Origin of the sequence: Nonomuraea sp. JJY05 (assembly GCF_043496855.1) — a bacterium.
In the GTDB taxonomy this organism is placed as follows: domain Bacteria; phylum Actinomycetota; class Actinomycetes; order Streptosporangiales; family Streptosporangiaceae; genus Nonomuraea.
Genome location: NZ_JBIEIS010000036.1, coordinates 82,515 through 104,342, shown reverse-complemented (window position 1 = coordinate 104,342; position 21,828 = coordinate 82,515). Strand labels below are relative to the sequence as shown.

Genomic DNA, 21,828 nt, shown 5'->3' with positions numbered 1-21,828 from the left:
CTTGAGGTCAAGCGCCGATCTTCTTGCCCTGGCCGTGCCAGACCACCGCGACCGACGGGCGCGGCTGATCGCCGTCGGGCCAGTGGCTGCTGGGGTTGTCGGGGTTCGCGCCGTCGGTCTCGCCGGGGTGCTGCACCGCCACGAAGACGCTGCGCTGGTCAGCGGTCACCAGCGGGCCGCAGGTCTCCGCGCCGAACGGGACGGTGAGGAACTGGCGCAGGTGGCCGCGCTCCTTGCCGCGCACGGGCATCACGAACATGCCGTCGTTGCTGCCGAGCTGGTTGCCGTCCGTGGAGATCCACAGGTTGCCGTCACGGTCGAACGCCAGGTTGTCCGGGCACGAGATCGGCGAGACCTTGGTCTTGTCGTAGCCGGCGAAGTAGGTGCCGGGGTCGTTCGGGTCGCCGCAGACCAGCGGGAGCGACCACGCGAACGTCTTCTCGCCCGCGTCGTTGCGCCGCTCGACGATCTCCAGGACGTGGCCGTGCTTGTTCGAGGGGCGCGGGTTGGCCTCGTCCACCTGGGCCGCGGTGCGGTTGGTGTTGTTGGTGAGCGCCACGTACACGGCGCCGGTGACGGGGTTGCGCTCCATGTCCTCCGGGCGGTCCATCTTGGTCGCGCCCACCTTGTCGGCGGCCAGGCGGGTGTAGACCAGGACCTCGACGGCGGTCATGCCGTCCACGTACGACTTGCCGCCCGAGACGAGCGGGATCCACTCGCCCGAGCCGTCGAACTCGCCGTCGGAGGGCAGCTTGCCGCTGCCGTCGATCTCGGAGGCGGGGCTGTCGCCGGTGAACTTGGCCACGTACAGGGTGCCCTCGTCCAGCAGCGTCCGGTTGTGGCGGTCGAAGCCGGGGATGTAGCGGTTCTTGGAGACGAACTTGTAGATGTACTCCGAGCGCGAGTCGTCGCCCATGTACACGACCAGGCGGCCGTCGCGGGCCAGCGTGGTGTTGGCGGCCTCGTGCTTGAAGCGCCCGAGCGCGGTCCGCTTGATCGGCGTGGAGTCGGGGTCGAACGGGTCGATCTCCACGATCCAGCCGAACCTGTTCGCCTCCAGCGGGTGCTTGGCCAGGTCGAAGCGCTCCTCCACCCGGTCGAAGCGGCGGCTGCCCGACGGGGTGCCGGTGGTGATGGTGTAGCGGGTGATGTACGGCTTCTGCGCCTCGGGCACCTTGTCGCCGTTGACGAAGTACTGGTCGAAGTTCTCCTCGGCGGTCAGCACGGTGCCCCAGGGGGTGGTGCCGCCCGAGCAGTTGTTCAGCATGCCGACGGGGTTGCGCCCCTCGGGGTCGGCGGCCGTCTTGAGCAGGTCGCTCCCGGCCGCGGGGCCGGAGAACGTCATCCTGGTCTGGGCGGTGATGCGGCGGTTGTAGCGGCGGCGGCCCCTGGTGACCAGCTTCCACTCGCCCGCGCCGGCCCGCTCGATCTCCACGACCGAGCCGCCGTGCGCGGCCAGCGCGATCTTGATCTGCTCCTCGGTCGCGGCGGCGCCGCCGGTGTAACCGCGGAACATCAGGGCCTCGTTGGTGTACTCGTGGTTCACCCACAGCAGGGCGCGGTCGCGGCCCATGGGGAGGAGCGTGACGTAGTCGCAGTTGTAGCCGAACTGCTTGGCCTGCGCGTCGGCGCTCTGGTTGGCGAAGTCGAAGGCCGGGGCGTCGGGCAGCACGGGGTCGCCCCAGCGCACGACCACGGACGAGCGGTAGCCATCGGGGATGGTCAACTTGTCGTCCTTGTTCGGCGCGACCGGGGTGAACCGGAGGTCGCCGGAATTCCCACCTCGGGCGAGCTCAGCGGCCTGCGCCTCGGGGTCGTCGGCCATGGCCGGCGCGGCCCCCGCGATCCCCGCGCCCGCCACGAGGGCGCCCAGCGCGCCGGCGCGCAGCACGCCGCGGCGCGACAGCGCCTCCTTCACCACATCACCGAAATAGGCGTTGCCACTGGTGTTCGCCACGTCATGCGCGCACGCGTTCCCGCAGCGGAACTGACACGTCATCGCGGAGCGACCGCCGTTGTGCGGGGTGGAAAGCAGCGGCAGCAGCCGCCCGCCCGCGTTCCGGTTCGCCACAGATCCTCCATATATGTGCGCGGTTGTACGGCGGGGACGTTACGGCCGTTGTCAAAACCGGAGGTGAACGATGACCTCCGTCTCGATGAACGCTGCCAGGGAGACAATGGTGGGGTGCCACCACGCAAACTGGATCAGGAAAAGCTGAGATCGGCGCTCGACGGCCAGCTCGTCGCCCTCGACGAGCCTCCCTACGACGGTCCCGCGTCGTCGCTGCCCGACGCGCTCGTGGCCGCCGTGCTGGCCGCCTACGACCGGGGGCTCGAGCCCGAGCGCGCCGCGGCCAGGCAGGCGGTGCGCTACCTGCTCGACCGGCTGGCGACCGCCGCGCCCGGCAGGACCGTGGAGGTACGCGTGCCGCCGTACGCCGCCGTCCAGGCCGTCGAGGGCCCCCGCCACACCCGGGGCACGCCGCCCAACGTGGTCGAGATGGACGGGCGCACCTGGATGGAGCTGGCCCTGGGCCGCCTCACCTGGGCGGAGGCGATGGCGAAGAACCTGGTGTCCGCCAGCGGGTCGCGGGCGGACCTGTCAGATCATCTGCCGCTCTAGCCCGCTAGCCGCGCGTGCCGCTCATCCAGGGAAACTTGTCCTGGACACACTTGTCCACGAGCGGGCTGGGCAGGTTGGCGCACTCCTGCACCACGTTCCAGAACCAGAGCGCCACGATCGCGAACAGGACCAGCGAGAGCACGCTGATCACGATGCCGGCGACGGCGCGGCCCTTGCCGACGCGCTTGGCGAGCGCCACGCAGCCGAAGACGATCGACAGGATGGCGGTGATCAGGCCCGTGAAGCAGACGAAGACCAGAAAGGGGCTGGCCACGCCCAGCACCAGCGACGCCGTGGCCAGGCCGCTGCCGGGCTGGGCCTGCTGGTAGGGGACGCCGTAGGGCGGCGGGCCGTAGCCGGGCGGGCCGCCGTACGGGCTGGAGGGCGTCGTGCCGGGGACGGCCGGCTCGTGGCCCGGCGGTGGGGCGGCGTACCCGCCCTGGTAGGGAGCGCCGCCGACCGGCGCTCCTTGGTCCGGCGGCGGGTAGGGCCGCTGGTCGTCCTGCTCGTAGCGGGACGGCGCCGGCCTGGCCGGCGGCTCCCCCTGGGCGCCTCCCCAGCCTGGATACGTCGGGGTGGCGCCGGGGATCGGATACGCCTGGGTCGCCTCGGCGTCGCCCTCCGTCGGCGGCATGGCCCTGGTCTCCCCGGCGTCGCCCCCAGTGGGCGGCAGGGTCTGCGTCTCCTCGGCGTCGCCTCCCGTGGGCGGCGGGGTCTCGGGTGAGGTGGGCAGGTCGGGATGGGTCGGCTCACCGCCCGGCCTGGGCTCGTGCGTGGGCGGCACGTCGGGCGGGGGCACCACAGGCGGCACGGGAGCGATCGGCTCCTCGCCCTCCTGTGCGGGCTCCCGCCGCTCCTCCTCCGGCTCGCCGTCGCGCCACCATTCGGGCGCGTGCCGGCCGGGCTCTTCCTCTTCCCTACTGCCTTCGCGCGGGCCCTGGCCCGGGCGGGGCTCGTTCGGGTCCCCAGGTGTGGTCATGCCTCTCCCCGACGGCTCAACTGCCGGATACTTCACCCTTGCGCGGAGAGGGTCGGCTAAACCGCGCGACACGGTAAAAGGCTTCCGATACTTGGGTCACCATGCGCCAAAACCGCAGGCGGCGGGCAAGATGGGGGCATGCTGGAGGAGACCCTGACGTACGCGCTGATCAAGGTCATGAAGGCGCACCGCAACCGGTTGGCCGCCGAGCTGGGCCCGCTCGGGCTGCACGCCGGGCAGGAGTTGCTGCTCAACCAGCTGTGGCGGCAGGACGGCCTCTGCCAGGGCGAGCTCATCACCAGGCTCGGCGTCGAGCCGCCCACTGTCACCAAGACCCTCCAGCGCCTGGAGCGCGCCGGGCTCGTCCACCGCGCGCCCGACCCCGGCCGGGCGCGGGTGACCCGGGTCTACCTCACGGACGCGGGCAAGGCGCTGCAGAAGCCGGTGGAGGACATCTGGAACCGCCTGGACGAGGAGCTCCTGCGCGGGTTCGACGCCGATGAGCGGGCGCTGCTGGCCCGGCTCGTACGCGTCATCCCCCATTAGTCGTTTCACTCCCAGCGAAACCCCCTTGCGAGCAGGGCGAGATCTCCAGTTAGCTGGCTAATTAGTCGGCTAACTCGAAGGGAATGTCTCCATGCACGTACTGATCACGGGTGGTTCGTCGGGCATCGGCGCCGCCACCGCGCTCGCGTACGCCAAGGCCGGGGCGCGCGTCACGATCACCTACAACACGGGCGCGGACCGGGCGGCCGGGGTCGTCAAGCGGATCGAGGAGGAGGGCGGCCAGGCCGCGGCCGTACACCTGGACCTGGAGGACCACGCGACCATCGCTCCCGCGGCCGCCGAGGCGGGCGAGGTGGACGCCCTGGTGGCCAACGCCGTCCGCTGGGGCACGATCATGCCCAACAGCGTGCCCTTCGAAGGCGTGCCCGCGGCCGAGTGGTCGGCGGTCATGCACGCGAACGTGGTGGCCAACGCGCTGCTGGTGCAGGCCGTGCTGCCCGGGATGCGGCGCAGGAAGTTCGGGCGGATCGTGTTCGTCTCGTCGGGCGCGGGCGAGGAGGGGCTGCCGGGGCCGGGCGCGTACGGCACCGCCAAGATGGCCCTGCACGGCATGGCCCGCGCGCTGGCCTGGGACGCCGGCAAGGACGGCGTTCTGGTGAACGTGGCGGTCGCCGGCCTCACGCTGACCGAGCGGGAGCGCCCGGTGTCGCAGGAGGCGCTGGACGCCATCGCGGCCCGCACCCCCACCCGCAGGCTGTCCACCGCGGACGACCTGGCCGCGCTGATCCTTTTCCTCGGATCCGCGGCGAACCGAAACCTCACCGGAGAGATCATCCGGGACGGTTCCAATGCCGGTAGATCCAGCCACGTCGCCTGATATCGCCCCCGAGTGTGCGAGCACAGAAGCGGCCGACCTAAACTGAGCCATGTGCTGAAGGGCGACGGCCGGCTCGGCCATGACCTGGACCCCGATGACCGCGCTCCTAAAGACGCCTGTGGCGTCTTCGGCGTCTGGGCTCCGGGCGAGGAAGTTTCCAAACTCACCTACTACGGGCTGTACGCGTTGCAGCACCGCGGGCAGGAGTCCGCGGGCATCGCGGTCAGCGAGGGCAGCCGCATTCTCGTCTACAAGGACATGGGCCTGGTGGCCCAGGTCTTCGACGAGTCGGTGCTCAGCACCCTGCGCGGCCACCTGGCCATCGGACACTGCCGCTACTCCACCACCGGATCGAGCGTGTGGGAGAACGCGCAGCCCACGCTGAGCTCCACCGACGTCGGCGGCCTCGCGCTCGCCCACAACGGCAACCTGATCAACACCCCGGAGCTGGCCCAGCGCCTGGCTCCGGGCTCCACCCGCGCGACGACCGACACCGAGGTCCTGACCACGCTGCTCGCGCAGGACCGCACGCGTTCCATCGAGGACTCGGCGGCGGAGCTGCTCCCGCAGGTCAAGGGCGCCTACTCGCTGGTGTTCATGGACGAGAAGACGCTCTATGCGGCCCGCGACCCGCAGGGCATCCGCCCGCTGGTCCTGGGCCGGCTGGAGCGCGGCTGGGTGGTGGCCTCCGAGACGGCCGCGCTCGACATCGTGGGCGCCACGTTCGTCCGCGAGATCGAGCCGGGCGAGATGCTGACCATCGACGAGCGCGGCGTCAGGTCGCGCCGCTTCGCGCTGGCCGAGCCCAAGGGCTGCCTCTTCGAGTACGTCTACCTCGCCCGCCCCGACACCACCATCGCGGGGCGCGGCGTCCAGGTCACCAGGGTCGAGGTGGGCCGCGTGCTGGCCCGCGAGCACCCCGTGGAGGCCGACCTGGTCATCCCCACGCCCGAGTCCGGCACCCCGGCGGCCGTCGGCTACGCCCAGGAGAGCGGGATCCCTTACGGGCAGGGCCTGGTCAAGAACTCCTACGTGGGCCGCACCTTCATCCAGCCCTCGCAGACCATCCGCCAGCTCGGCATCCGCCTGAAGCTCAACCCGCTGCGCGAGGTGGTCGAGGGCAAGCGGCTGGTGGTCGTGGACGACTCGATCGTGCGCGGCAACACCCAGCGGGCCATCGTCCGGATGCTGCGCGAGGCCGGGGCCAAAGAGGTGCACGTACGCATCTCCTCACCGCCCGTGGCCTGGCCGTGCTTCTACGGCATCGACTTCGCCACCAGGGCCGAGCTGATCGCGGGCTCGCTGTCGGTCGAGGAGATCCGCGCCTCGCTCGGCGCCGACACGCTCGGCTACATCTCCCTGGAGGGCCTGACCAAGGCCACCACCATTCCCGCGGACCGCCTGTGCAGGGCCTGCTTCGACGGCTCCTACCCGATCCCCATCGACCAGGACAACGTGGGCAAGTTCGTGTTGGAGAGCAAAGCGTGAGCGAGCGTAGCGAGCGAACCAATAGACACAGCAGTACTGTGCTCACGCTGCCGACGAAGGAGGCTGCGTGAGTACCTACGAGGCCGCAGGGGTCGACATCGAGGCGGGCGAGCGTGCCGTCGACCTGATGAAGAGCAAGGTCGCGCGCTCGCGGCGGCCCGAGGTGGTCGACGACGCCAGCGGGTTCGCCGGGCTGTTCGACGCCTCGGCGCTCCTGCGTTACGAGCGGCCGCTGCTCGCCACCTCCACCGACGGCGTGGGCACCAAGGTCATGATCGCCCAGCGCTACGGCAAGCACGACACCATCGGCATCGACCTGGTCGGCATGGTCCTCGACGACCTGGTGGTGTGCGGCGCCGAGCCGCTGTTCATGACCGACTACATCGCCTGCGGGAAGGTGGTGCCCGAGCGCGTCGCCGAGATCGTCGGCGGCGTGGCCGAGGGCTGCCGCCTGGCCGGGGCCGCGCTGGTGGGCGGGGAGACGGCCGAGCATCCCGGGGCCATGGGGCCGGACGAGTACGACCTGGCGGGCGCCGGGACGGGCGTCGTGGAGGCCTCCGCCATGCTGGGGCCCTCCCGGGTCGTGGCGGGTGACGTGGTGCTGGGGCTGGCGTCCTCCGGGATCCACTCCAACGGCTACTCCCTGGTGCGCCACGTGCTCCGCGAGGCCTCCCTGTCGCTCGACGCCGTCCTGCCCGAGCTGGGGCGCCCGCTGGGCGAGGAGCTGCTGGAGCCGACCCGGATCTACTCCCTCGACTGCCTGGAGCTGGCCCGGACCGTCGAGGTGCACGCCTACGCCCACATCACCGGCGGCGGCATCGAGGGCAACGTGTCGCGGTCGCTGCCGGATCACCTGGACGCCGTGCTGGACCGTTCGTCCTGGACGCCGCCCGCCGTCTTCGGGGTGCTCGCCGGGCACGGGCAGATCGCCCAGAAGGACCTGGACCGCACGTTCAACCTCGGCGTCGGGATGGCGGCCATCGTGCCCGCCGACTCGGCGGACGAGGCCGTCAGGGTGCTGGGGGCACGCGGGCTGGACGCCTGGGTGCTCGGGGAAGTGGTGCCGGGCGAGGGCCGCGCCCGCTACCGGTAGCCGTCACTCAGATGCCCAGCTTGGCGGCGATGCCGTCGAGGACGTACTCGAGGCCGGTCTCGAACCGCCAGAGCACGTCGTCCTTGCGGGCCGCCGTCATCAGGTAGCCCTCGAAGGTGGGGTAGCGTCCGGTCTGGATGTGCCACGTCATCTGCGGGGCGAGCTCGCTGCGCAGCTCGCCCCCGTCGGCCCAGCCCTGCTGGTCCATGAAGCTCTGCACGGCGATCTCGTACGCCATGGCGCCGTTCGCGTAGGCGTCCACGGCACGGAACACGCTCATCATCGTGTCGGGGTCGAGGCCCGGCCCGGCCAGGGCCGACAGGGAGCGTTCGGTGACGGCCATGCGGCGCGGGGTGAGCGCGAGCATGGCCTGCGGGGACAGCTGCGCCAGCCACGGATGCCGCAGCATCATCTCGCGGGTGCCGTGCCCCAATGCGCGCATCGTCTCGCGCCAGCCGAGGCCCTCGGGCAGCCGCAGCTCCTCGTAGACGTGGTCGACCATCAGCTCCAGCAGCTCGTCCTTGCCTGACACGTACCGGTAGGGCGCCATGGGCGCGACGCCCAGCTCGGTGGCCAGGCGGCGCATGGTGACCGCGTCCAGGCCCTCGCCGTCGGCGATCCCGACCGCGGCCGTGGCGATGCGCTGCGGTGTGAGGGTCTGCCGCGGAGCGGGAGCCGGACGTTCCAGGCGCGCCCAGAGCGGTTCGCGCGGTTTCTCTTTCTCGACGGCCATGTGGCTCCCCTTCCGGTGTCCGATACAGCGTATCTGAAGTAGACAACGTACATTCTCGTGTGTACGTTGTATCTCGCTAAATACGATGTACACAACTGGAGTCCTCATGAACGACAGCCCGCTCAAGGTCGCGGTCATCCTCGGCAGCACCCGCGACGGCCGCCTCGGCACGGTCGTGAGCAACTGGATCGTCGGCCGGCTGGGCCAGCGCGGCGACATGGAAGCCGACCTCATCGACCTGGTCGAGACGCCGCTGCCGACCGTCTTCCCGGTCCTCGGCCAGCCCCCGGCCTCTCAGGAGGCCAGAGACCTGCTGGCCGCGGTGTCACCGCGGATGGCGGCGGCCGACGCCTTCGTGATCGTCACGCCGGAGTACAACCGCAGCTTCCCGGCCGCGCTGAAGAACGCCATCGACTGGCACGGCCCGGAGTGGCACGCCAAGCCGGTCGCCTTCGTCTCCTACGGCGGCTTCTCCGCCGGGACGCGCGCGGTCGAGCAGCTGCGCCTGGTCATGGCCGAGCTGCACGCGGTCACCATTCGTGACAGCATCGGCTTCCAGCGCGTCTGGGAGCAGTTCGACGGCGAGGGCAGGACGGTCGACCCGGCCGTCGAGCCCGCCGCCAAGGTGATGCTGGACCGGCTCGCCTGGTGGGCGCAGGCCCTGCGCGAGGCCAAGGCCGTCCGGCCGTACGCGGCGTGACGCGCCATGACCCGATCCCTCTACGTCGGCGTGTTCGGCCTGCTGCTCGGCATGTTCCTGGCCATGCTGGACGGCCTGATCGTGGGCACCGCGCTGCCCACGATCGCGGGTGACCTCGGCGGCCTGGACCGCCTGCCCTGGGTGGTGACCGCCTACCTGCTCGCCGCCGCGGCCACCACCCCGATCTGGGGCAAGGTCGGCGACCTGTTCGGCCGCAAGGCGACCTTCCTCAGCGCGATCGCGCTCTTCCTGGCCGGGTCGGGGCTGGCCGGCCTGTCGCAGGACATGGGGCAGCTCATCGCCTTCCGTGCCGTGCAGGGGCTCGGCGCGGGCGGGCTCATGGTCGGGGCGCTGGCCATCATCGGCGTGCTCGTGCCGCCCCGCGAGAGCGGGCGGCTGCAGTCGCTGATCGGCGTCATCATGCCGATCGCGTACGTCGGCGGGCCCCTCCTGGGCGGCCTGCTCACCGACTACCTGAGCTGGCGCTGGACCTTCTACGTCAACCTGCCCGTCGGCGCCGTGGCACTGCTGATCATCTCCACCCGGATCCACCTCCCGCCCGCCGAACGCGTCAAGCCCCGCATCGACTACGGCGGCGCGGCCCTGCTCACCACCGCCATCGTGGCCCTGACCCTGCTGGCCGGCTGGGCGGGCACCGCGTACGCCTGGACCTCACCCCAGGTCCTCGCCCTGGGGGCGCTCTCCGTGCTCGCCCTGGCGGGATTCGTCGCCGTCGAACGCCGGGCCGCCGAACCGGTCATCCCGCCCCGGCTGTTCGCCGACCGCGGCTTCACCCTGGCCCAGGTCCTCAGCTTCCTCGTCGGCGCCGCCATGGTCAGCGTGACCAACTACCTGCCCCAGTACATGCAGTTCGTCCAGGGCGCCTCGCCGGCGGCGGCCGGCATGCTGCTGCTGCCGCTGATGTTCGGCATGCTCGCCGCGCAACTGGTCACCGGCCGGCTCATCAGCCGCGACGGCCGCTACCGCCGCTACCCGATCCTCGGCGGCGCGCTCATGACCGCCGGGTCGCTGGTCCTGCTCCTGCTCGACGCCTCCACCCCCGCGCCGGCCGCCTCGGCGCTCACCCTGGTCATCGGGACGGGGATCGGTCTGGTGATGCAGAGCACGACGCTCATCACGATCAACGGCGCCGACCCGCGCGACATGGGGGCGGCCAGCGGCACGGTCACCTTGCTGCGCACCGTCGGCGGATCGCTGGGCATCGCCGTGCTCGGCACCCTGTACGCCGCCCGGATGCGCACCCACCTGACCGCCCGCCTCGGCCCCGGCCAGGCCGAACGGTTGGAGCGGGGCGGCGAGCTGACGCCCGGCTCCCTGCCCCACCTGCCCGTCCCCGTGGCCGGCGCCGTCCGCGAGGCCGTCACCAGCGGCCTGCACGCCCTCCTCCTCGGCGCCGCCGCCCTGGCGGCGATCTCCTTCGGGATCGCCTGGCTCATCCGCGAGATCCCGCTCCGCACCGAAACCGCCCCCCGGCCCGACCCCGAACCGGCGCCCCTGCCCCGGAAAGGCTGAGTCAAGATTCCCGCGGCAACGGGATCCGCGCCCAGAAAAAGGGAATCGCGCCGATAGCGGGCATTGCGATTCCAGAGGGGGCCATGAACGGATTCTATTGGGGATTCGCCACGGCGGCACTGGCGGCCACGGCCTTGACGATGGCCCGCAGCTCCGGCACTCGCGCGGCTCTCCGCGCCATATTCAGGCGCCCGCTCGGGGAGCTGACCCTGATCGCGAAAGCCGGGACCACGCTCGAGTCCCAGCAGGGGGCGCGGCCCGCCATGGAGGAAGAGGTCATCCCCATAGACAAGCTGATCATCAAGGTCGAGGAGGACCGGAGCGGCCCGGTAGCACGTCACCACCGATACGCAGGAGGGCCGGAATGAGCCCGGGCGGCGGCGCGACGACCGTGGACCGGAATTTCCGGCTCGTGTTCTTCGTGGTGCTCGGCTTCACGGTCCTCTTCGTGGGCGGCGCGATATATACGGGCCTCTTCATCGAAAATCCCTCCCCCTCGCAGACGTCAACGATCGAATGGCTGCAAAGAGCCGCGTGGGCCGGCCTGGGCGTGATTTTCGGACTGCTCGGGGGCAAAACCGTTTGATGCCACCCGCCATGGCATCGCAGGAAATCAGGTCAGCTCTCGTGGCTCGGCGGGGCGCCAGGCTCAGGCAAGGGTCGCAGGCCATGAGGCTTCGTCAGGCCGACCACGTCCCGCGACGCATGGGCCACGAATTGGGTAAGCAGGCGGTCGCTCTGCTTGACCTTTACGTCGAACTCCGATCGCGACAGGGTGGGACGCATCTCATCGATCGTCTCGAGCACGCTCCGAGCGCAGGCCGTCACGTCGTTGTCGCCGGCGATGATCTGGGCGCGGAACAGGGCATGCAGGGCCGCTCCTTGAGCGCGGTCGCTCTCGGCACGAGCTTCGCGATAGGTCGGCCCTTCACGATCGTCCTGCTGTCTGTACCAACGCGTGATGCGCGCCTGTCGGTAAGTAGTTGAAGCGGCGGCGAAGGCTCCATATGCCTCGATCCGCTCTTCTCGGAGCTTGGATTCTCGGGACCGTATCTCCATCTGGTCGGTCGTACGGCGCTGTAACCAATGCGTGACGATGGACCCCAGGAGGGTTCCCACTATGGCGACGACTCCTGCGAGCACGGCTTCCATGACCTCATGGCATCACATTCAACGATCTCTTTCCAATGGGGCGGCGCTGGTCAGACATTCAACGCGAAGACCGGTGCCCGGCACCCTCCAGGTGGCGGGAACCCATGACCCTCCAAGACGTTCTGAAGTGCAGACCGACCCGAGGAGATCTGCATTGAAAGACCTGTTCCCGTACCTCCCGCTGCTCTTTGTGGCGTTCGGATTGGTGATCGTTCTCGTTTCGATCAAAGGGATCATCAACGGCAGGCGGTTCGTACGGCAGGCGCAGCGGGTGCAAGGCGTGGTCAGCGACGTCCGGACCAGGTTCACGGGACAGGGCGAGCGCTTGAGGGCGAACCAGTGGCCGGTCCTGACCTTCACGACCCTGGAGGGGCAGGAGATCACCACCGAGGCGGCGACCACCTCCGGCCTCGGCACCGGCGACGAGACCGAGGTGCTCTACGACCCGCAGGACCCGACCATGGCCGTGCCCGCGGAGAACGCCGGCGGCAGCTACGGCGGCATAGTCGTCGGACTCATTGCGGTCGTGATCGGCGTGGTCTTCTTCGGCTTCTGGGACGGCGGCAGTAGGAGCGGGTGCGAGATCCAGCGCCCCGATGGCTCCTTCGAGAGCGTCGCCTGCCCGCCCGGCATCGGAACCGGCGGATGACCAACCTCCAGGCCGTGGGTTGCCAGTGCCACGTCAGGCCGCGTTTGTCCTCTTGACGATCCTGCTTAGACGCTCGTCTTGGGGGTGGCGGTTACGCCGCCTCACCGTCGAGATCACCAGAGGATTCGGGGGTCCTCCCGTCCTCTGTCGCGCCCCCCTGTAGACCCGTTCTGGCGCAGGATAGAGGCATGCTGGGTGAGCGCCTTCAATCCGTCCGCAAGCGGCGCGGCCTGAGCCAGCGCGAGCTGGCCGTGCGGTCTGGCGTCGCCCTGTCCCTGGTCCGGAAGGTGGAGCAAGGAGAGCGCAAGAGCGTGCGTGTTGAGACGCTACGCAAGTGGGCCGAAGCGCTCGGGGTAACCACCACCACGCTTCTGGAGGCTGATAGAGCATCCCAGCCGGAGAACAGGCACCCGGACAACCTCGCGCCGCTCCGGGAAGCGCTCCAGGCTGGCGCCACGGACCTGGAAGATGTCCCTACTGTGGACGGCTTGCGGTCGGCTGTGGCCGGAGCGGTGCGGCTGTACCACGACGGCCGATACGCCGAACTGATCGCTGTCCTGCCCGTACTCGTGAAGGAAGCGCAAACGCTGGTCGAGCAAGGCGGACCGGAAGCGCTGGCCGTCCGCGCGAGGGCTTTGCAGGTGGCCGGCTCGCTGGCGACGCAGACCCAGGCGTTCGACGTCGCAGAGATCGCCCTGGAAGGGGCAGTAACCGACGCGATCGAGACCGGAGACCGAATTGAGGCGGCATCAGCCGTCATCACGCTCTGCTGGCTGCTGTTGCGGGAACGTCGTCTCGATGAGGCGCGTGTGCGCGCCGTCGATTGGGCCGACGAGATCGAGCCGCGCATGTCGAGGACGAGTAACACGGAGCTTTCAGCCTGGGGTTGGCTGCTGTTGCGGGGAAGCGCGGCGGCGATCAGGGACAACCGGCCGGATGAGGCTGACGAGATGATGCGCCTTGCGCTGTCCGGCGCCGTGCGCATGGGGCGCGAGCACGGCAGCTATCACGAGTACTTCACGACTTTCGGCCCCGCCACGGTCCAGATGAAGCGGGTGGAGAACGCCATCATCGAGTCGCAGCCGGAGCGAGCCCTGCAGCTCGCGCGGGAGGTACCGCCCGGCTTGAGGCCGACCAGCGACAACCGGAATCGGCATCTGTTGGACGTGGCGAACGCCCGCGTCATGCTGCGTGAGTACGACAAAGCCCTAGGCATCCTGGCCCAGCTCATGCGACAGGCCCCAGAGTGGTTGCCGAATCAGCGCTACGCCAAAGACCTGCTCAGAACGATCATCGGCAGGCGTCGGACCCTGACACCAGAGATGCGGGTGCTCGCCAACGCGATCGGCCTTGAGCCGTAGACGTGGCACTTCCCGCCAGGGCCAGATGAAAGTGCCACAGACACCCTGACCTGGGCTTCCTACGGTTGAGGCATGGCGGGTACAGACACAATGGGGTCGGGTGGCGTTCTGCTCTGCCAAGCCGTCACACGAGAGACGGCAGAAGCACAGAACGCAGCCTTCGACCGCGTTCTGGAGCATCTGACGGTCGCAGGCCTCAACGCCCAACTGATCAAGCGCCGCGCCGACCGATGCCCGATCACGCTCTACGCAACCGGCGAGAACCTGTGGCATCCACCGGAACTCATCATCTACGCCGATGCTGGTTGGGAGATCGCCACCGTGAGGGTCGGGGAACGCTCCGGAAGCTACATGGTCGAGCTACCGCGCGTTGGCCCTGGCCATGAGCCGCGGGCCGATCGGATCCAGGCTCTACCGGCCGGCTTCCCAGAGCGTGTTGCTCTCCTGGTAGCGCGGAACGCGGAGATGTTCGCTTACGGTGCCGATGCCTGCGGGCGCACGTACCTCACGGCCGCCGATCTCGGACGCCATTCAGTGAACTTCATGTGCGCCGGCAACCTGGACGGGCCGGCGTGGAAACCGGCCACGCAGGAAACCACGCCATGAGCGCCCAGCCTGTGATCAGCCGGGGGCGGTTGAACCGCCTGCCTGAGCTCGAATGGAAGCCGTCCCCGGGTTCCATGACTTGCGAGAAGGGTTGGGTCGGCTCCCGATTGCTGTTCTCGATCGTCGATTACCACCACAAGCTGGTGCTTTACCCGCGCCTGTTCGGGCGCGACGGCATCGCTATGAACAGCGAGACATTCGAGGTGGCTCAGTCCATGGAGCAGGCACGCGCCAAGGCGCATGCACGCGCGGAGGCGATGTTGAGTGACTTCTTGTCCGATGTCCTGACGCCACGAGCACAGCGGAAACGCGCGAGTTAGACGCCCCGGCTATATGAGCTTGTCCATCACGCAGCCGGGACATCGACCGGACAGGAGCTTGACCTCGCCTGCCTCATGGAGGCCTTGGTGCCGCGCCTGCATGCGGGCCAGCGCAAGTGAAATCCTGACGCTCCGCCGCCCGCGACCGCCCTTCGAGCTACCGCTTCACGGCCGACGACGCGCCCGTGGCGAACGCCGCCCACAGCCGGGGGAGCGTGAGGGGGCCGGCAGGCCACCTCACCCGGGGATCGGGGCGAAGCCCCGATCCCCCATCAGCACGCCCGAGCGTCAGCGAGGACCGCGCCTTTGGGGGATCGAAAGGGGCTCGCCCCCTTGGGAGGCAGGGCCCGAGCACTCGCATGGCACGAAGTGCCTCCCGACGCGAGGACCTTGCTTTTCCCCCTGGGAGGTCACATGTTGATCGTGTGGTGCGGTTTCCAGTAGCACAGCGCCTCTGATCTCGTCAAACAAGAGACATAGCCCCAGTTCATGGCGTTTGCCAGGAGTCTGGGGCTTCTTGTTGTTCAGGGTTGATCGCGGCTGTTGTCAGCACCGGTGCTGACCTTGTGCTGACCCTCGGAGGATGCATCCGCTCCGATCGCCTAGTTAGGCGACCACCGCATCTAGACCGGCTTTCAGGCGATACCCAACTCTTCCCTTGACGCTCCAGTCCCACAGGGCGCAGGCTCACCGTGACAGGGCAACATTGGGCAACTCCACCAGTAGGGAGAGGCGCATGCGGCTAGAGTTCGTGGGCGTAGACCCGAACAACGCCACCGACGATTGTCCGGCAGTGTTCGTAGATCCGGAGACGGGCAACTTCTATTTCCAGGGCGATCTGGTGACGGACCCTGACATCCTCGCGTGGATCAACTCCGACAGCAGGATCAAGGACACCGAGGCGGTTGTGATGCTTCCGGCCGCCATGGCGGAAATCATCATGGAGGCGGTCAGTGGGAGCTACGAACGCGGAAAACGCCGGTTCGCCGAAGGGCAGCACCCCCGGCCCGATGAAGATATTCGGACCCAGCGAGAAAAAGCCGACGTTCGCTGAGCTGCTCGCAGACTGCACCATGTCGGCCGTACACCTGGAGATCCACGACGCTCACATGACGTCAGATCCAGGGTTCATCGCGTTCAAGGCCGGGCGAGACTTCATCAACCACGACCAAGCCCGTGCATGGGTCGATGTCGTAGCGCCCGCTGTCGCGCGAGGCGTGGCCGTCCGGCGGGCTCGCATTGTCTCGGAGCCCGTGAGCGACTACACCAGGTACATGCACGCCGTTGCGCCCGCGTTTCAACTGGCAGCCGGAGAACAACTGCGCTGGCTGCCCCGGCATCTGTCGTCAGCGCTGGCCCTGCCGGGCAACCCCTTCTGGGTGTTCGACAACCGCCTGGTCAGGTTCTCGGTGTTCGACGGTGCCGGGGAAGTCGTGGGGCATCAGTTCAGCGACGATTCCAGCGTGGTCGAGCTGTGTGCGACAGCGTTCGAGGCGGTATGGGATCTCGCCATCCCGCACGACGAGTACCGGCTATGAGCTGCCCCGTGTCGAGTAACCGCGCCGACTCTGCGCACTGGTAGCCGTGCCCTCGTCGTCCTCTTCCAGCGCCCAGCAGGCCAGACAGGCGCTTGCCGGTCAGCTCCGCGAGATCCGCGAGGATGCGGGGCTGACCGGTGACGAGCTGGCCAAGGCTGCCGGATGGCACGGGCGATCCAAGGTATCCAAGATCGAGAGTGGGGCACGCCCGATCTCGGCTGAAGATCTGCGGGATTGGTGCCGTGCCTGCGGGGTGTCGCCAGAGCGCACGAACGAACTGCTCGCCGCGCGCCGCGAGGCAGCCGGGATGTGGACCGATTCCCGCCGGATCAACCGCGCCGGGTTGCGCGCCGCCCAAAAGGGCGTGCGCCCGATCTTCGATCGAGCTACATCCGTACGCACGTATCAGCCGAGAATGATCCCCGGGTTACTCCAGACAGCGGACTATGCGACGGCAGTTCTCACCGCAGTGCAGCAGCGTCACCACGTCCAGGCCGACGACGTGGCGGCAGCCGTCCAAGAGCGCCTAGCGAGGCAAGCGATTCTCCGGCAGCCGGGACGCACCTTCGCGTTCCTGCTTGAGGAGGCAGCTCTCAGGTATCAGCTGTATGGCCGGGAAATTCTCCAGGCGCAGCTAGCCCATCTTGAAGACGTCACACGCCTGCCGTCTGTGTCGCTCGGGATCGTCCCCTTGGGTGCGTCAAGAGCCCATTCGCCACATGCTGCACCCGTTGAAGGGTTCACCATGTTCGATGACGAGATGGTCAGCGTTGAACTGGTGTCCGGCCATCTTCAGCTAACGCAAAAGTGGGAGATCGCCCTCTATGCGGGACGCTTCGCGGCCCTGGCGAACATCGCGGTCTACGGTGCCCAGGCACGGCGACTGATCGCCGCCGCCAAGGGGGCTGGCTGATTAGGGGCAACAAGGGGCAACATCATTGCCCCTGGAAAACGCCCACTTCTAGCGTCGAACCATGGCGCCCACACACACCACAGGACCAGGTGGCATCCTGCTCTGCCAGCCAATCACCGGGGAGGAAGCCGCCACGCACCATGCGGCCCTTGACCGGGTTCTTGGGCATCTGAAAGCGGCAGGCATCAACGCCCAACTGATCCAGCGGCGTGCCGACCGGTGTGCAATCACGATCGCCGTAACCCGTGAGCCCCTTTGGCATCCTCCGGAACTCATCATCTACGCGAACGCCGGATGGAGAATCGCCACGGTGACCATCGGCCCTCGCTCCGGTAGCTACGCGGTCGAACTGGCGCGCGTCGAGGCCGACAATGTGCCGTTGGCCGACAGGATCGAACTTGTCCCAGCATCCCAGCCGCAACGCGTCGGCCTGCTGGTGGCACAGAACGCCGGAGCGTCGGCATGACCACTGCCACCACCACGGCCACGGCAAGGGAGCGAGCGTTCCGCTATCCGTACGTGATCGGGTGGACAGGAGAGGCCCAGAACCCTCCACTGAAGTGGGTACCGCGTCGTGGCGGGTTGCGACTGAGCTACGCCGTGCCCCAACGGGACGACTTCCGCAACGGTGTCCTCCTTCTGCGGCAGAGCCAGAACCGTACGGGCCGACCCGACTTCAAGACGGTCAACACGCTGAGGCAGTGGCGTTGCATGGACAAGCGGCTGTGCCAGGTGTGCGCGCGGTCGGCTGTAGATCGGGAGACGGGCCGGATCTGGTGGCTGCTGTCGTCCGGCTACGGCGGTGACGGCGACGGCTATACCAACGCCCCGCCGACGTGCCCGGCGTGCATCCCGGAAGCGATCTCACGGTGTTCCCACCTGCGGCGCAACGCCGCCGTCTTCACCGTAGGCGACTGCTCACCCTTCGGAGTGCGGGCGGATGTGTTTGTTTCCTACTTGCCGCCAGTGGTGCCGTTCGAGAGGAACGCTGTCCTCAGGTTCGATGAGTACGACATGCATCATGTGGTGGCTCGTGAGCTGCTGATGCGGCTACATGACGTGCAGCCGGCCGTGACAGAGGGCGATGAGTCATGGGCGGTACCATCCGTTCGCGGATGACTGGGCAACCGGCGATCTCAAGCTCTTGACGGAGATCCGCCTCAACGAGGGAAGGCTTGGCGCGATTGTGCGCGACCGACAGAGCTTGCGCATGAAGCTCGACCGCATCAAGGACGAGGCCGAGGCAGACGAGCTGCCCGAGGGAGTCGTCGACATGGACCTCTACAGGGAGCTGGGCGGCGCGTGATTCCGTCAGCTACTTGAAGATCACGTCCAACAGCCTGCTGATCGGCCAAGCGACGATCGCGCCCGACAGGGCAGACAGCCACATGACGGTCTTCCAGCCTGGCTGACGCCGCCCCACGCCAAGCGGGCGACGGTGATGCCCTTCTTTCGCTCCGGTGTCGTGCCGGAACCAGATAATCCAGTGAATCAGAAACGAAAGCACTGCGACGGTGCCCACAATCACGGCCAGTAGTGGCGCGGGGCGGAGGTAGTGGTTCAGCCAGGCGGCGAGACCACATACGCCAATGACGCTGCCTGCGGATACGCCGACGTACCAGCACATCCTCCGCTGAGTGCGGCGTCTTTCGATGCGGCTTTGGCGTTGCCAATCTTCTTCCGCAGATAAGGCGTGCGGTTCCGAATCCACAACTTAATCGTAGCTCCGTAGAGCTGTCGAAGGGGTGATGCCGGATGCAGACAGGCAACCTTCCGGAAGGAGTTCCCCACCCGAGCAGGAGCTTGGGCTACCAGATCCTTCGCTGGACTGAAACGTACATCGTCCAGTCTGTAACGCATGCTCGGCCGTCCCCCGGTGCCCTTGGCGCTGTGTCCCTTGACAATCTCGATCGTGTCGAGCTGAGCCACGATCTCCCGAAGATCGGCCGCCTTGATGTTGAGAGCCCGGTAGATCTCCGTGGCCGTACGGCCCTCAGATCCGGCCTCACGAACGAAGTTCTCTACCTTCACGGCCAAGCTGGCCTCCTCCGAGGCTTCGGCCTCAGGAAGCACAACTCAAGGAAGACGAGGGAACTAACTAACGTGGCCAGCCTGATCAAGAAGTGTGAGTGCGCCGACACCAAAGCCGGGCGCACACTCGACCTCCGCAAGGCCGACGATCGCAAGAGCGCCGAACGTGCCTGGGGCAAGTGCGGGCACTCCTGGGTGGTCCGCTACCGGCTCGGCGGGCGCGGCACCAAGCAACAGGAGCAGCCCTACCCCCACGACATGAAGAAAGACGCCGAAGCGTTCATTCTGGAGATCAAGTCAGACAAGGTGAGCGGCCTACGCCGCACCATCGACCCGAAGGCCGGAGCGGTGACCTTCGCGGACTATGCCGACAGGTGGCTCTCTGACCGCGTCGGACTGTCGGGCAAGAGCATCGAGATCTACGGCAGCGCACTGAAGAACCAGATCAACCCCAACATCGGGCACCTTCGGCCCAACGCCATCACGCGGCAGACCATCAAGAACTTCGTCTCGGCGCTGATCAAGGCCGGGTACGCACCGAACACCATTCACAGCGCCTTCACTGTCGTCGCTGCGGTCCTCAACGAGGCGGTGAAGGACAAACTCATCCCCGAATCGCCCTGCACCGACATCGAACTGCCCAGCACCGCCCAGAAACAGGAATTCCTAGTCCCCACCTGGACCCAGATCAAGAAGCTCGCTGACGCCATGCCAGCCCCGTGGGCGGCATCGGTGTGGCTTATGGCGGGATGCGGCCTCCGAGTATCGGAGGCGTTCGCAGTCGCCGAGGGGTGCGTGATGTTCGGCGGCCGGAGACTGCGCATCCATGAGCAAGTGACCAGAAAACGCGTGTTAGGTCCGCTCAAGCACCGCGAGGAAGGGGACTACCGGGACATGCCGTTGCCCCCGTTCGTTCACTCGGCCATCGCTGCGCACATCGACAGCCATGGCACCGCAGACGGGTACCTGTTCCAGGCGACCAGGGGAGGCTGGAACAGGTACGACACCTATCGAGTGGCGTTCGCCGCCGCAACCAAGACGGCGGGCCTTCCCGAGGACTTCACCCCTCACGGACTCCGCCACGCCTACGCCTCGATGCAACTGGCTCAAGGCATTCCCATCACGGACGTGTCCCGATGGCTGGGACACCAGGACATCGGGATCACCTTCCGTACGTACGGTCACTTCGTGGACGAGTCATGGGATAGAGCGCTCGACGTGATGGAGGCGGCCTACCAGACGGGCATCACCGAAGTCGCAGCAGCGGCGTGCTGACTTCGTGCTGACCACGGAGACCCGGAAATGCCTGTCTACCTCGGACTTTTGCTCCAACCGATCACATGTTGATCATGTGGCCGGCGAGGCCGTGGATCGCCTCCTTGACCGCTTCCCCCAGGGTCGGGTGCGCGTGGACGTTGCGGGCGACCTCGTGCACGGTCAGGTCCCACTGCTGGGCCAGCGTCAACTCGGGCAGCAGCTCGGTGACCTCGGGCCCGATCAGGTGGGCGCCGAGCAGCTCGCCGTGCGTGTTGTCGCTGATGATCTTGACGAAGCCGGCCGAGTCGCCCAGGCCGTGCGCCTTGCCGTTGGCCGTGAAGGGGAACTTCGCCACCTTCACGTCATAGCCCAGGTCGCGCGCCTGCGCCTCGGTGTAGCCGAAGCTCGCCACCTGCGGCTGGCAGTACGTGGCCCGCGGGATCATCACGTAGTCGAGCTCCATGGTCTCCGCGTCGGCGATCGTCTCGGCGGCGATGATGCCCATGGACTCCGCGGCGTGCGCCAGCATCAGCTTGGCGGTGACGTCGCCGATGGCGAAGATGTGCGGCACGCTCGTACGGCATCGCCCGTCGACCGCGATGGCGCCCCGGTCGGTCAGCGCCACGCCCGTCTTCTCCAGGCCGTAGCCCTCGACGCGCGGCTGGAAGCCGATGGCCTGCAGCACCTTGTCGGCCTCGAGCACCTGGGTCTCGCCGCCGCGGGTGACGGTGACCTTGACGGAGGCGCCGGTGTCCTCGATGGCGTCCACGCGGGTCGAGGTCAGCACCTCGATGCCGAGCCGCTTGTAGCGCTTGGCCAGCTCGGCCGACACCTCCTCGTCCTCGAGCGGCACGACCCGGTCGAGGAACTCCACGATCGTCACCTTGACGCCGTAGTTGTGCAGCACGTACGCGAACTCCACCCCGATGGCGCCGGCGCCCGCGATGATGATGCTCTCCGGCAGCTCCTCGGTGAGGATCTGCTCCTCGTACGTCACCACGCGCTCGGAAAGCTGCGTGCCCGGGATCAGCCGGGTGGTCGCGCCAGCCGCGATGATGCAGTGGGAGAACGTGATCGTCTCGCCGTTCACCTGGATCGTGTTCGCGTCCAGGAACGTGCCGCGGCCGTCGTACTCGGTGATGGCGTTCTTCTTCATCAGGTAGTGAACGCCCTTGACCCGCCCGTCGGCCACCTTGCGGCTGCGCTGGAAGGCCGCCCCGTAGTCGAAGGTGACCTGGCCGCTGATGCCGAACGTCTTGGCCTCGTTGTTGAAGATGTGGGCCAGTTCGGCGTTGCGCAGCAGCGCCTTGGACGGGATGCAGCCCACGTTCAGGCAGACGCCACCCCAGTACTTCTCCTCGACGACCGCAGCGCGCAGTCCGAGCTGGGCGGCGCGGACGGCGGCCGTATACCCTCCGGGACCCGCGCCGAGAACGACGACGTCATAGTGAGTGCTCATGAGTCGGAC

At 68.1% G+C, this 21,828-nt stretch carries 25 protein-coding genes; 19 read left to right on the top strand and 6 right to left on the bottom strand.

Annotated features, from left to right (window positions below; genetic code table 11):
* Positions 1-7: 7 nt before the first annotated feature.
* Complete coding sequence (locus tag ACFKCF_RS43015) at positions 8-2,071, bottom strand: PhoX family protein (RefSeq protein WP_394501140.1); 2,064 nt, start codon at positions 2,069-2,071, stop codon at positions 8-10.
* Positions 2,072-2,185: 114 nt separating this feature from the next.
* Here ACFKCF_RS43015 and ACFKCF_RS43010 point away from each other — a divergent pair, with 114 nt between their 5' ends.
* Positions 2,186-2,623, top strand: a complete 438-nt coding sequence (locus ACFKCF_RS43010; RefSeq protein ID WP_394501138.1) for a sterol carrier family protein — start codon at positions 2,186-2,188, stop codon at positions 2,621-2,623.
* A 4-nt stretch (positions 2,624-2,627) separates the two neighbouring features.
* On the opposite strand, the gene ACFKCF_RS43005 is transcribed toward ACFKCF_RS43010, so the two are convergent.
* Positions 2,628-3,602: a hypothetical protein gene (locus tag ACFKCF_RS43005; protein WP_394501137.1), complete on the bottom strand. Its 975-nt coding sequence runs from the start codon at positions 3,600-3,602 to the stop codon at positions 2,628-2,630.
* A gap of 138 nt (positions 3,603-3,740) precedes the next feature.
* Between ACFKCF_RS43005 and ACFKCF_RS43000 the strand changes: the two genes are divergently transcribed.
* From ACFKCF_RS43000 to purM, 4 genes are all read left to right on the top strand, one after another.
* On the top strand, positions 3,741-4,148 hold the full coding sequence (locus ACFKCF_RS43000; RefSeq protein ID WP_394501136.1) for a MarR family winged helix-turn-helix transcriptional regulator: 408 nt from the start codon (positions 3,741-3,743) through the stop codon (positions 4,146-4,148).
* A 91-nt stretch (positions 4,149-4,239) separates the two neighbouring features.
* Positions 4,240-4,986, top strand: a complete 747-nt coding sequence (locus ACFKCF_RS42995) for an SDR family NAD(P)-dependent oxidoreductase (RefSeq protein WP_394501134.1) — start codon at positions 4,240-4,242, stop codon at positions 4,984-4,986.
* 51 nt (positions 4,987-5,037) lie between these two features.
* Positions 5,038-6,474: an amidophosphoribosyltransferase gene (gene purF, locus ACFKCF_RS42990; RefSeq protein WP_394501132.1), complete on the top strand. Its 1,437-nt coding sequence runs from the start codon at positions 5,038-5,040 to the stop codon at positions 6,472-6,474.
* Positions 6,475-6,541: 67 nt separating this feature from the next.
* Positions 6,542-7,567 (top strand): phosphoribosylformylglycinamidine cyclo-ligase, encoded by a 1,026-nt coding sequence (gene purM, locus ACFKCF_RS42985; protein ID WP_394501130.1) that lies wholly within the window; start codon positions 6,542-6,544, stop codon positions 7,565-7,567.
* A 7-nt stretch (positions 7,568-7,574) separates the two neighbouring features.
* On the opposite strand, the gene ACFKCF_RS42980 is transcribed toward purM, so the two are convergent.
* Entirely contained in the window at positions 7,575-8,300 is a 726-nt protein-coding gene (locus tag ACFKCF_RS42980) for a TetR/AcrR family transcriptional regulator C-terminal domain-containing protein (RefSeq protein ID WP_394501128.1), read from the bottom strand.
* A gap of 106 nt (positions 8,301-8,406) precedes the next feature.
* On the opposite strand from ACFKCF_RS42980, the gene ACFKCF_RS42975 reads away from it, so the two are divergent.
* The 4 genes from ACFKCF_RS42975 to ACFKCF_RS42960 all read left to right on the top strand — a co-directional run bounded on the left by ACFKCF_RS42975 (position 8,407) and on the right by ACFKCF_RS42960 (position 11,119).
* Positions 8,407-9,000: an NADPH-dependent FMN reductase gene (locus tag ACFKCF_RS42975; RefSeq protein WP_394501127.1), complete on the top strand. Its 594-nt coding sequence runs from the start codon at positions 8,407-8,409 to the stop codon at positions 8,998-9,000.
* 6 nt (positions 9,001-9,006) lie between these two features.
* Positions 9,007-10,533, top strand: coding sequence for an MDR family MFS transporter (locus ACFKCF_RS42970; RefSeq protein ID WP_394501126.1), 1,527 nt, complete (start codon positions 9,007-9,009; stop codon positions 10,531-10,533).
* An 83-nt stretch (positions 10,534-10,616) separates the two neighbouring features.
* Entirely contained in the window at positions 10,617-10,901 is a 285-nt protein-coding gene (locus ACFKCF_RS42965; RefSeq protein ID WP_394501124.1) for a hypothetical protein, read from the top strand.
* Entirely contained in the window at positions 10,898-11,119 is a 222-nt protein-coding gene (locus ACFKCF_RS42960) for a hypothetical protein (RefSeq protein WP_394501122.1), read from the top strand. The genes ACFKCF_RS42965 and ACFKCF_RS42960 overlap by 4 nt, the downstream gene beginning before the upstream one ends.
* A 32-nt stretch (positions 11,120-11,151) precedes the next feature.
* Here ACFKCF_RS42960 and ACFKCF_RS42955 read toward each other — a convergent pair whose 3' ends face one another.
* Complete coding sequence (locus ACFKCF_RS42955) at positions 11,152-11,685, bottom strand: hypothetical protein (RefSeq protein ID WP_394501121.1); 534 nt, start codon at positions 11,683-11,685, stop codon at positions 11,152-11,154.
* 154 nt (positions 11,686-11,839) lie between these two features.
* On the opposite strand from ACFKCF_RS42955, the gene ACFKCF_RS42950 reads away from it, so the two are divergent.
* From ACFKCF_RS42950 to ACFKCF_RS42910, 9 genes are all read left to right on the top strand, one after another.
* Positions 11,840-12,334 carry a DUF3592 domain-containing protein gene (locus ACFKCF_RS42950; RefSeq protein ID WP_394501120.1) on the top strand — a complete coding sequence of 165 codons (495 nt, stop codon included), beginning with the start codon at positions 11,840-11,842 and terminating at the stop codon, positions 12,332-12,334.
* A gap of 188 nt (positions 12,335-12,522) precedes the next feature.
* Positions 12,523-13,695 carry a helix-turn-helix domain-containing protein gene (locus tag ACFKCF_RS42945; protein WP_394501118.1) on the top strand — a complete coding sequence of 391 codons (1,173 nt, stop codon included), beginning with the start codon at positions 12,523-12,525 and terminating at the stop codon, positions 13,693-13,695.
* Between the two features lie 72 nt (positions 13,696-13,767).
* Complete coding sequence (locus ACFKCF_RS42940) at positions 13,768-14,301, top strand: hypothetical protein (RefSeq protein WP_394501116.1); 534 nt, start codon at positions 13,768-13,770, stop codon at positions 14,299-14,301.
* Positions 14,298-14,621: a hypothetical protein gene (locus ACFKCF_RS42935; RefSeq protein ID WP_394501114.1), complete on the top strand. Its 324-nt coding sequence runs from the start codon at positions 14,298-14,300 to the stop codon at positions 14,619-14,621. The genes ACFKCF_RS42940 and ACFKCF_RS42935 overlap by 4 nt, the downstream gene beginning before the upstream one ends.
* Before the next feature lie 736 nt (positions 14,622-15,357).
* Complete coding sequence (locus tag ACFKCF_RS42930; RefSeq protein WP_394501112.1) at positions 15,358-15,675, top strand: hypothetical protein; 318 nt, start codon at positions 15,358-15,360, stop codon at positions 15,673-15,675.
* A complete protein-coding gene (locus tag ACFKCF_RS42925; protein ID WP_394501110.1) occupies positions 15,632-16,159 on the top strand; it encodes a DUF6879 family protein in 528 nt (175 codons plus the stop codon). Before ACFKCF_RS42930 ends, ACFKCF_RS42925 begins: the two co-directional genes overlap by 44 nt.
* Before the next feature lie 46 nt (positions 16,160-16,205).
* Positions 16,206-17,072 (top strand): helix-turn-helix domain-containing protein, encoded by an 867-nt coding sequence (locus tag ACFKCF_RS42920; RefSeq protein WP_394501108.1) that lies wholly within the window; start codon positions 16,206-16,208, stop codon positions 17,070-17,072.
* 61 nt (positions 17,073-17,133) lie between these two features.
* Positions 17,134-17,538 carry a hypothetical protein gene (locus ACFKCF_RS42915; RefSeq protein ID WP_394501106.1) on the top strand — a complete coding sequence of 135 codons (405 nt, stop codon included), beginning with the start codon at positions 17,134-17,136 and terminating at the stop codon, positions 17,536-17,538.
* Positions 17,535-18,191, top strand: a complete 657-nt coding sequence (locus tag ACFKCF_RS42910) for a hypothetical protein (protein WP_394501105.1) — start codon at positions 17,535-17,537, stop codon at positions 18,189-18,191. The genes ACFKCF_RS42915 and ACFKCF_RS42910 overlap by 4 nt, the downstream gene beginning before the upstream one ends.
* A 196-nt stretch (positions 18,192-18,387) precedes the next feature.
* Here the strand turns inward: ACFKCF_RS42910 and ACFKCF_RS42905 are convergent, their stop codons facing one another.
* Positions 18,388-18,783, bottom strand: a complete 396-nt coding sequence (locus tag ACFKCF_RS42905) for a hypothetical protein (protein ID WP_394501103.1) — start codon at positions 18,781-18,783, stop codon at positions 18,388-18,390.
* A gap of 392 nt (positions 18,784-19,175) precedes the next feature.
* Between ACFKCF_RS42905 and ACFKCF_RS42900 the strand changes: the two genes are divergently transcribed.
* Positions 19,176-20,378, top strand: coding sequence for a tyrosine-type recombinase/integrase (locus tag ACFKCF_RS42900; protein WP_394501101.1), 1,203 nt, complete (start codon positions 19,176-19,178; stop codon positions 20,376-20,378).
* Positions 20,379-20,439: 61 nt separating this feature from the next.
* Here the strand turns inward: ACFKCF_RS42900 and lpdA are convergent, their stop codons facing one another.
* A complete protein-coding gene (gene lpdA, locus ACFKCF_RS42895; protein ID WP_394501099.1) occupies positions 20,440-21,819 on the bottom strand; it encodes a dihydrolipoyl dehydrogenase in 1,380 nt (459 codons plus the stop codon).
* Between the last annotated feature and the right edge of the window lie 9 nt (positions 21,820-21,828).

Bases quoted from the DNA above. Each gene is read 5' to 3' on its own strand.
- ACFKCF_RS43005 (WP_394501137.1), bottom strand. From the start codon at position 3,602: ATGACCACACCTGGGGACCCGAACGAGCCCCGCCCGGGCCAGGGCCCG.
- ACFKCF_RS43000 (WP_394501136.1), top strand. From the start codon at position 3,741: ATGCTGGAGGAGACCCTGACGTACGCGCTGATCAAGGTCATGAAGGCG.
- ACFKCF_RS42995 (WP_394501134.1), top strand. From the start codon at position 4,240: ATGCACGTACTGATCACGGGTGGTTCGTCGGGCATCGGCGCCGCCACC.
- ACFKCF_RS42980 (WP_394501128.1), bottom strand. From the start codon at position 8,300: ATGGCCGTCGAGAAAGAGAAACCGCGCGAACCGCTCTGGGCGCGCCTG.
- ACFKCF_RS42975 (WP_394501127.1), top strand. From the start codon at position 8,407: ATGAACGACAGCCCGCTCAAGGTCGCGGTCATCCTCGGCAGCACCCGC.
- ACFKCF_RS42970 (WP_394501126.1), top strand. From the start codon at position 9,007: ATGACCCGATCCCTCTACGTCGGCGTGTTCGGCCTGCTGCTCGGCATG.
- ACFKCF_RS42965 (WP_394501124.1), top strand. From the start codon at position 10,617: ATGAACGGATTCTATTGGGGATTCGCCACGGCGGCACTGGCGGCCACG.
- ACFKCF_RS42960 (WP_394501122.1), top strand. From the start codon at position 10,898: ATGAGCCCGGGCGGCGGCGCGACGACCGTGGACCGGAATTTCCGGCTC.
- ACFKCF_RS42955 (WP_394501121.1), bottom strand. From the start codon at position 11,685: ATGGAAGCCGTGCTCGCAGGAGTCGTCGCCATAGTGGGAACCCTCCTG.
- ACFKCF_RS42945 (WP_394501118.1), top strand. From the start codon at position 12,523: ATGCTGGGTGAGCGCCTTCAATCCGTCCGCAAGCGGCGCGGCCTGAGC.
- ACFKCF_RS42940 (WP_394501116.1), top strand. From the start codon at position 13,768: ATGGCGGGTACAGACACAATGGGGTCGGGTGGCGTTCTGCTCTGCCAA.
- ACFKCF_RS42935 (WP_394501114.1), top strand. From the start codon at position 14,298: ATGAGCGCCCAGCCTGTGATCAGCCGGGGGCGGTTGAACCGCCTGCCT.
- ACFKCF_RS42930 (WP_394501112.1), top strand. From the start codon at position 15,358: ATGCGGCTAGAGTTCGTGGGCGTAGACCCGAACAACGCCACCGACGAT.
- ACFKCF_RS42925 (WP_394501110.1), top strand. From the start codon at position 15,632: ATGAAGATATTCGGACCCAGCGAGAAAAAGCCGACGTTCGCTGAGCTG.
- ACFKCF_RS42915 (WP_394501106.1), top strand. From the start codon at position 17,134: ATGGCGCCCACACACACCACAGGACCAGGTGGCATCCTGCTCTGCCAG.
- ACFKCF_RS42910 (WP_394501105.1), top strand. From the start codon at position 17,535: ATGACCACTGCCACCACCACGGCCACGGCAAGGGAGCGAGCGTTCCGC.
- lpdA (WP_394501099.1), bottom strand. From the start codon at position 21,819: ATGAGCACTCACTATGACGTCGTCGTTCTCGGCGCGGGTCCCGGAGGG.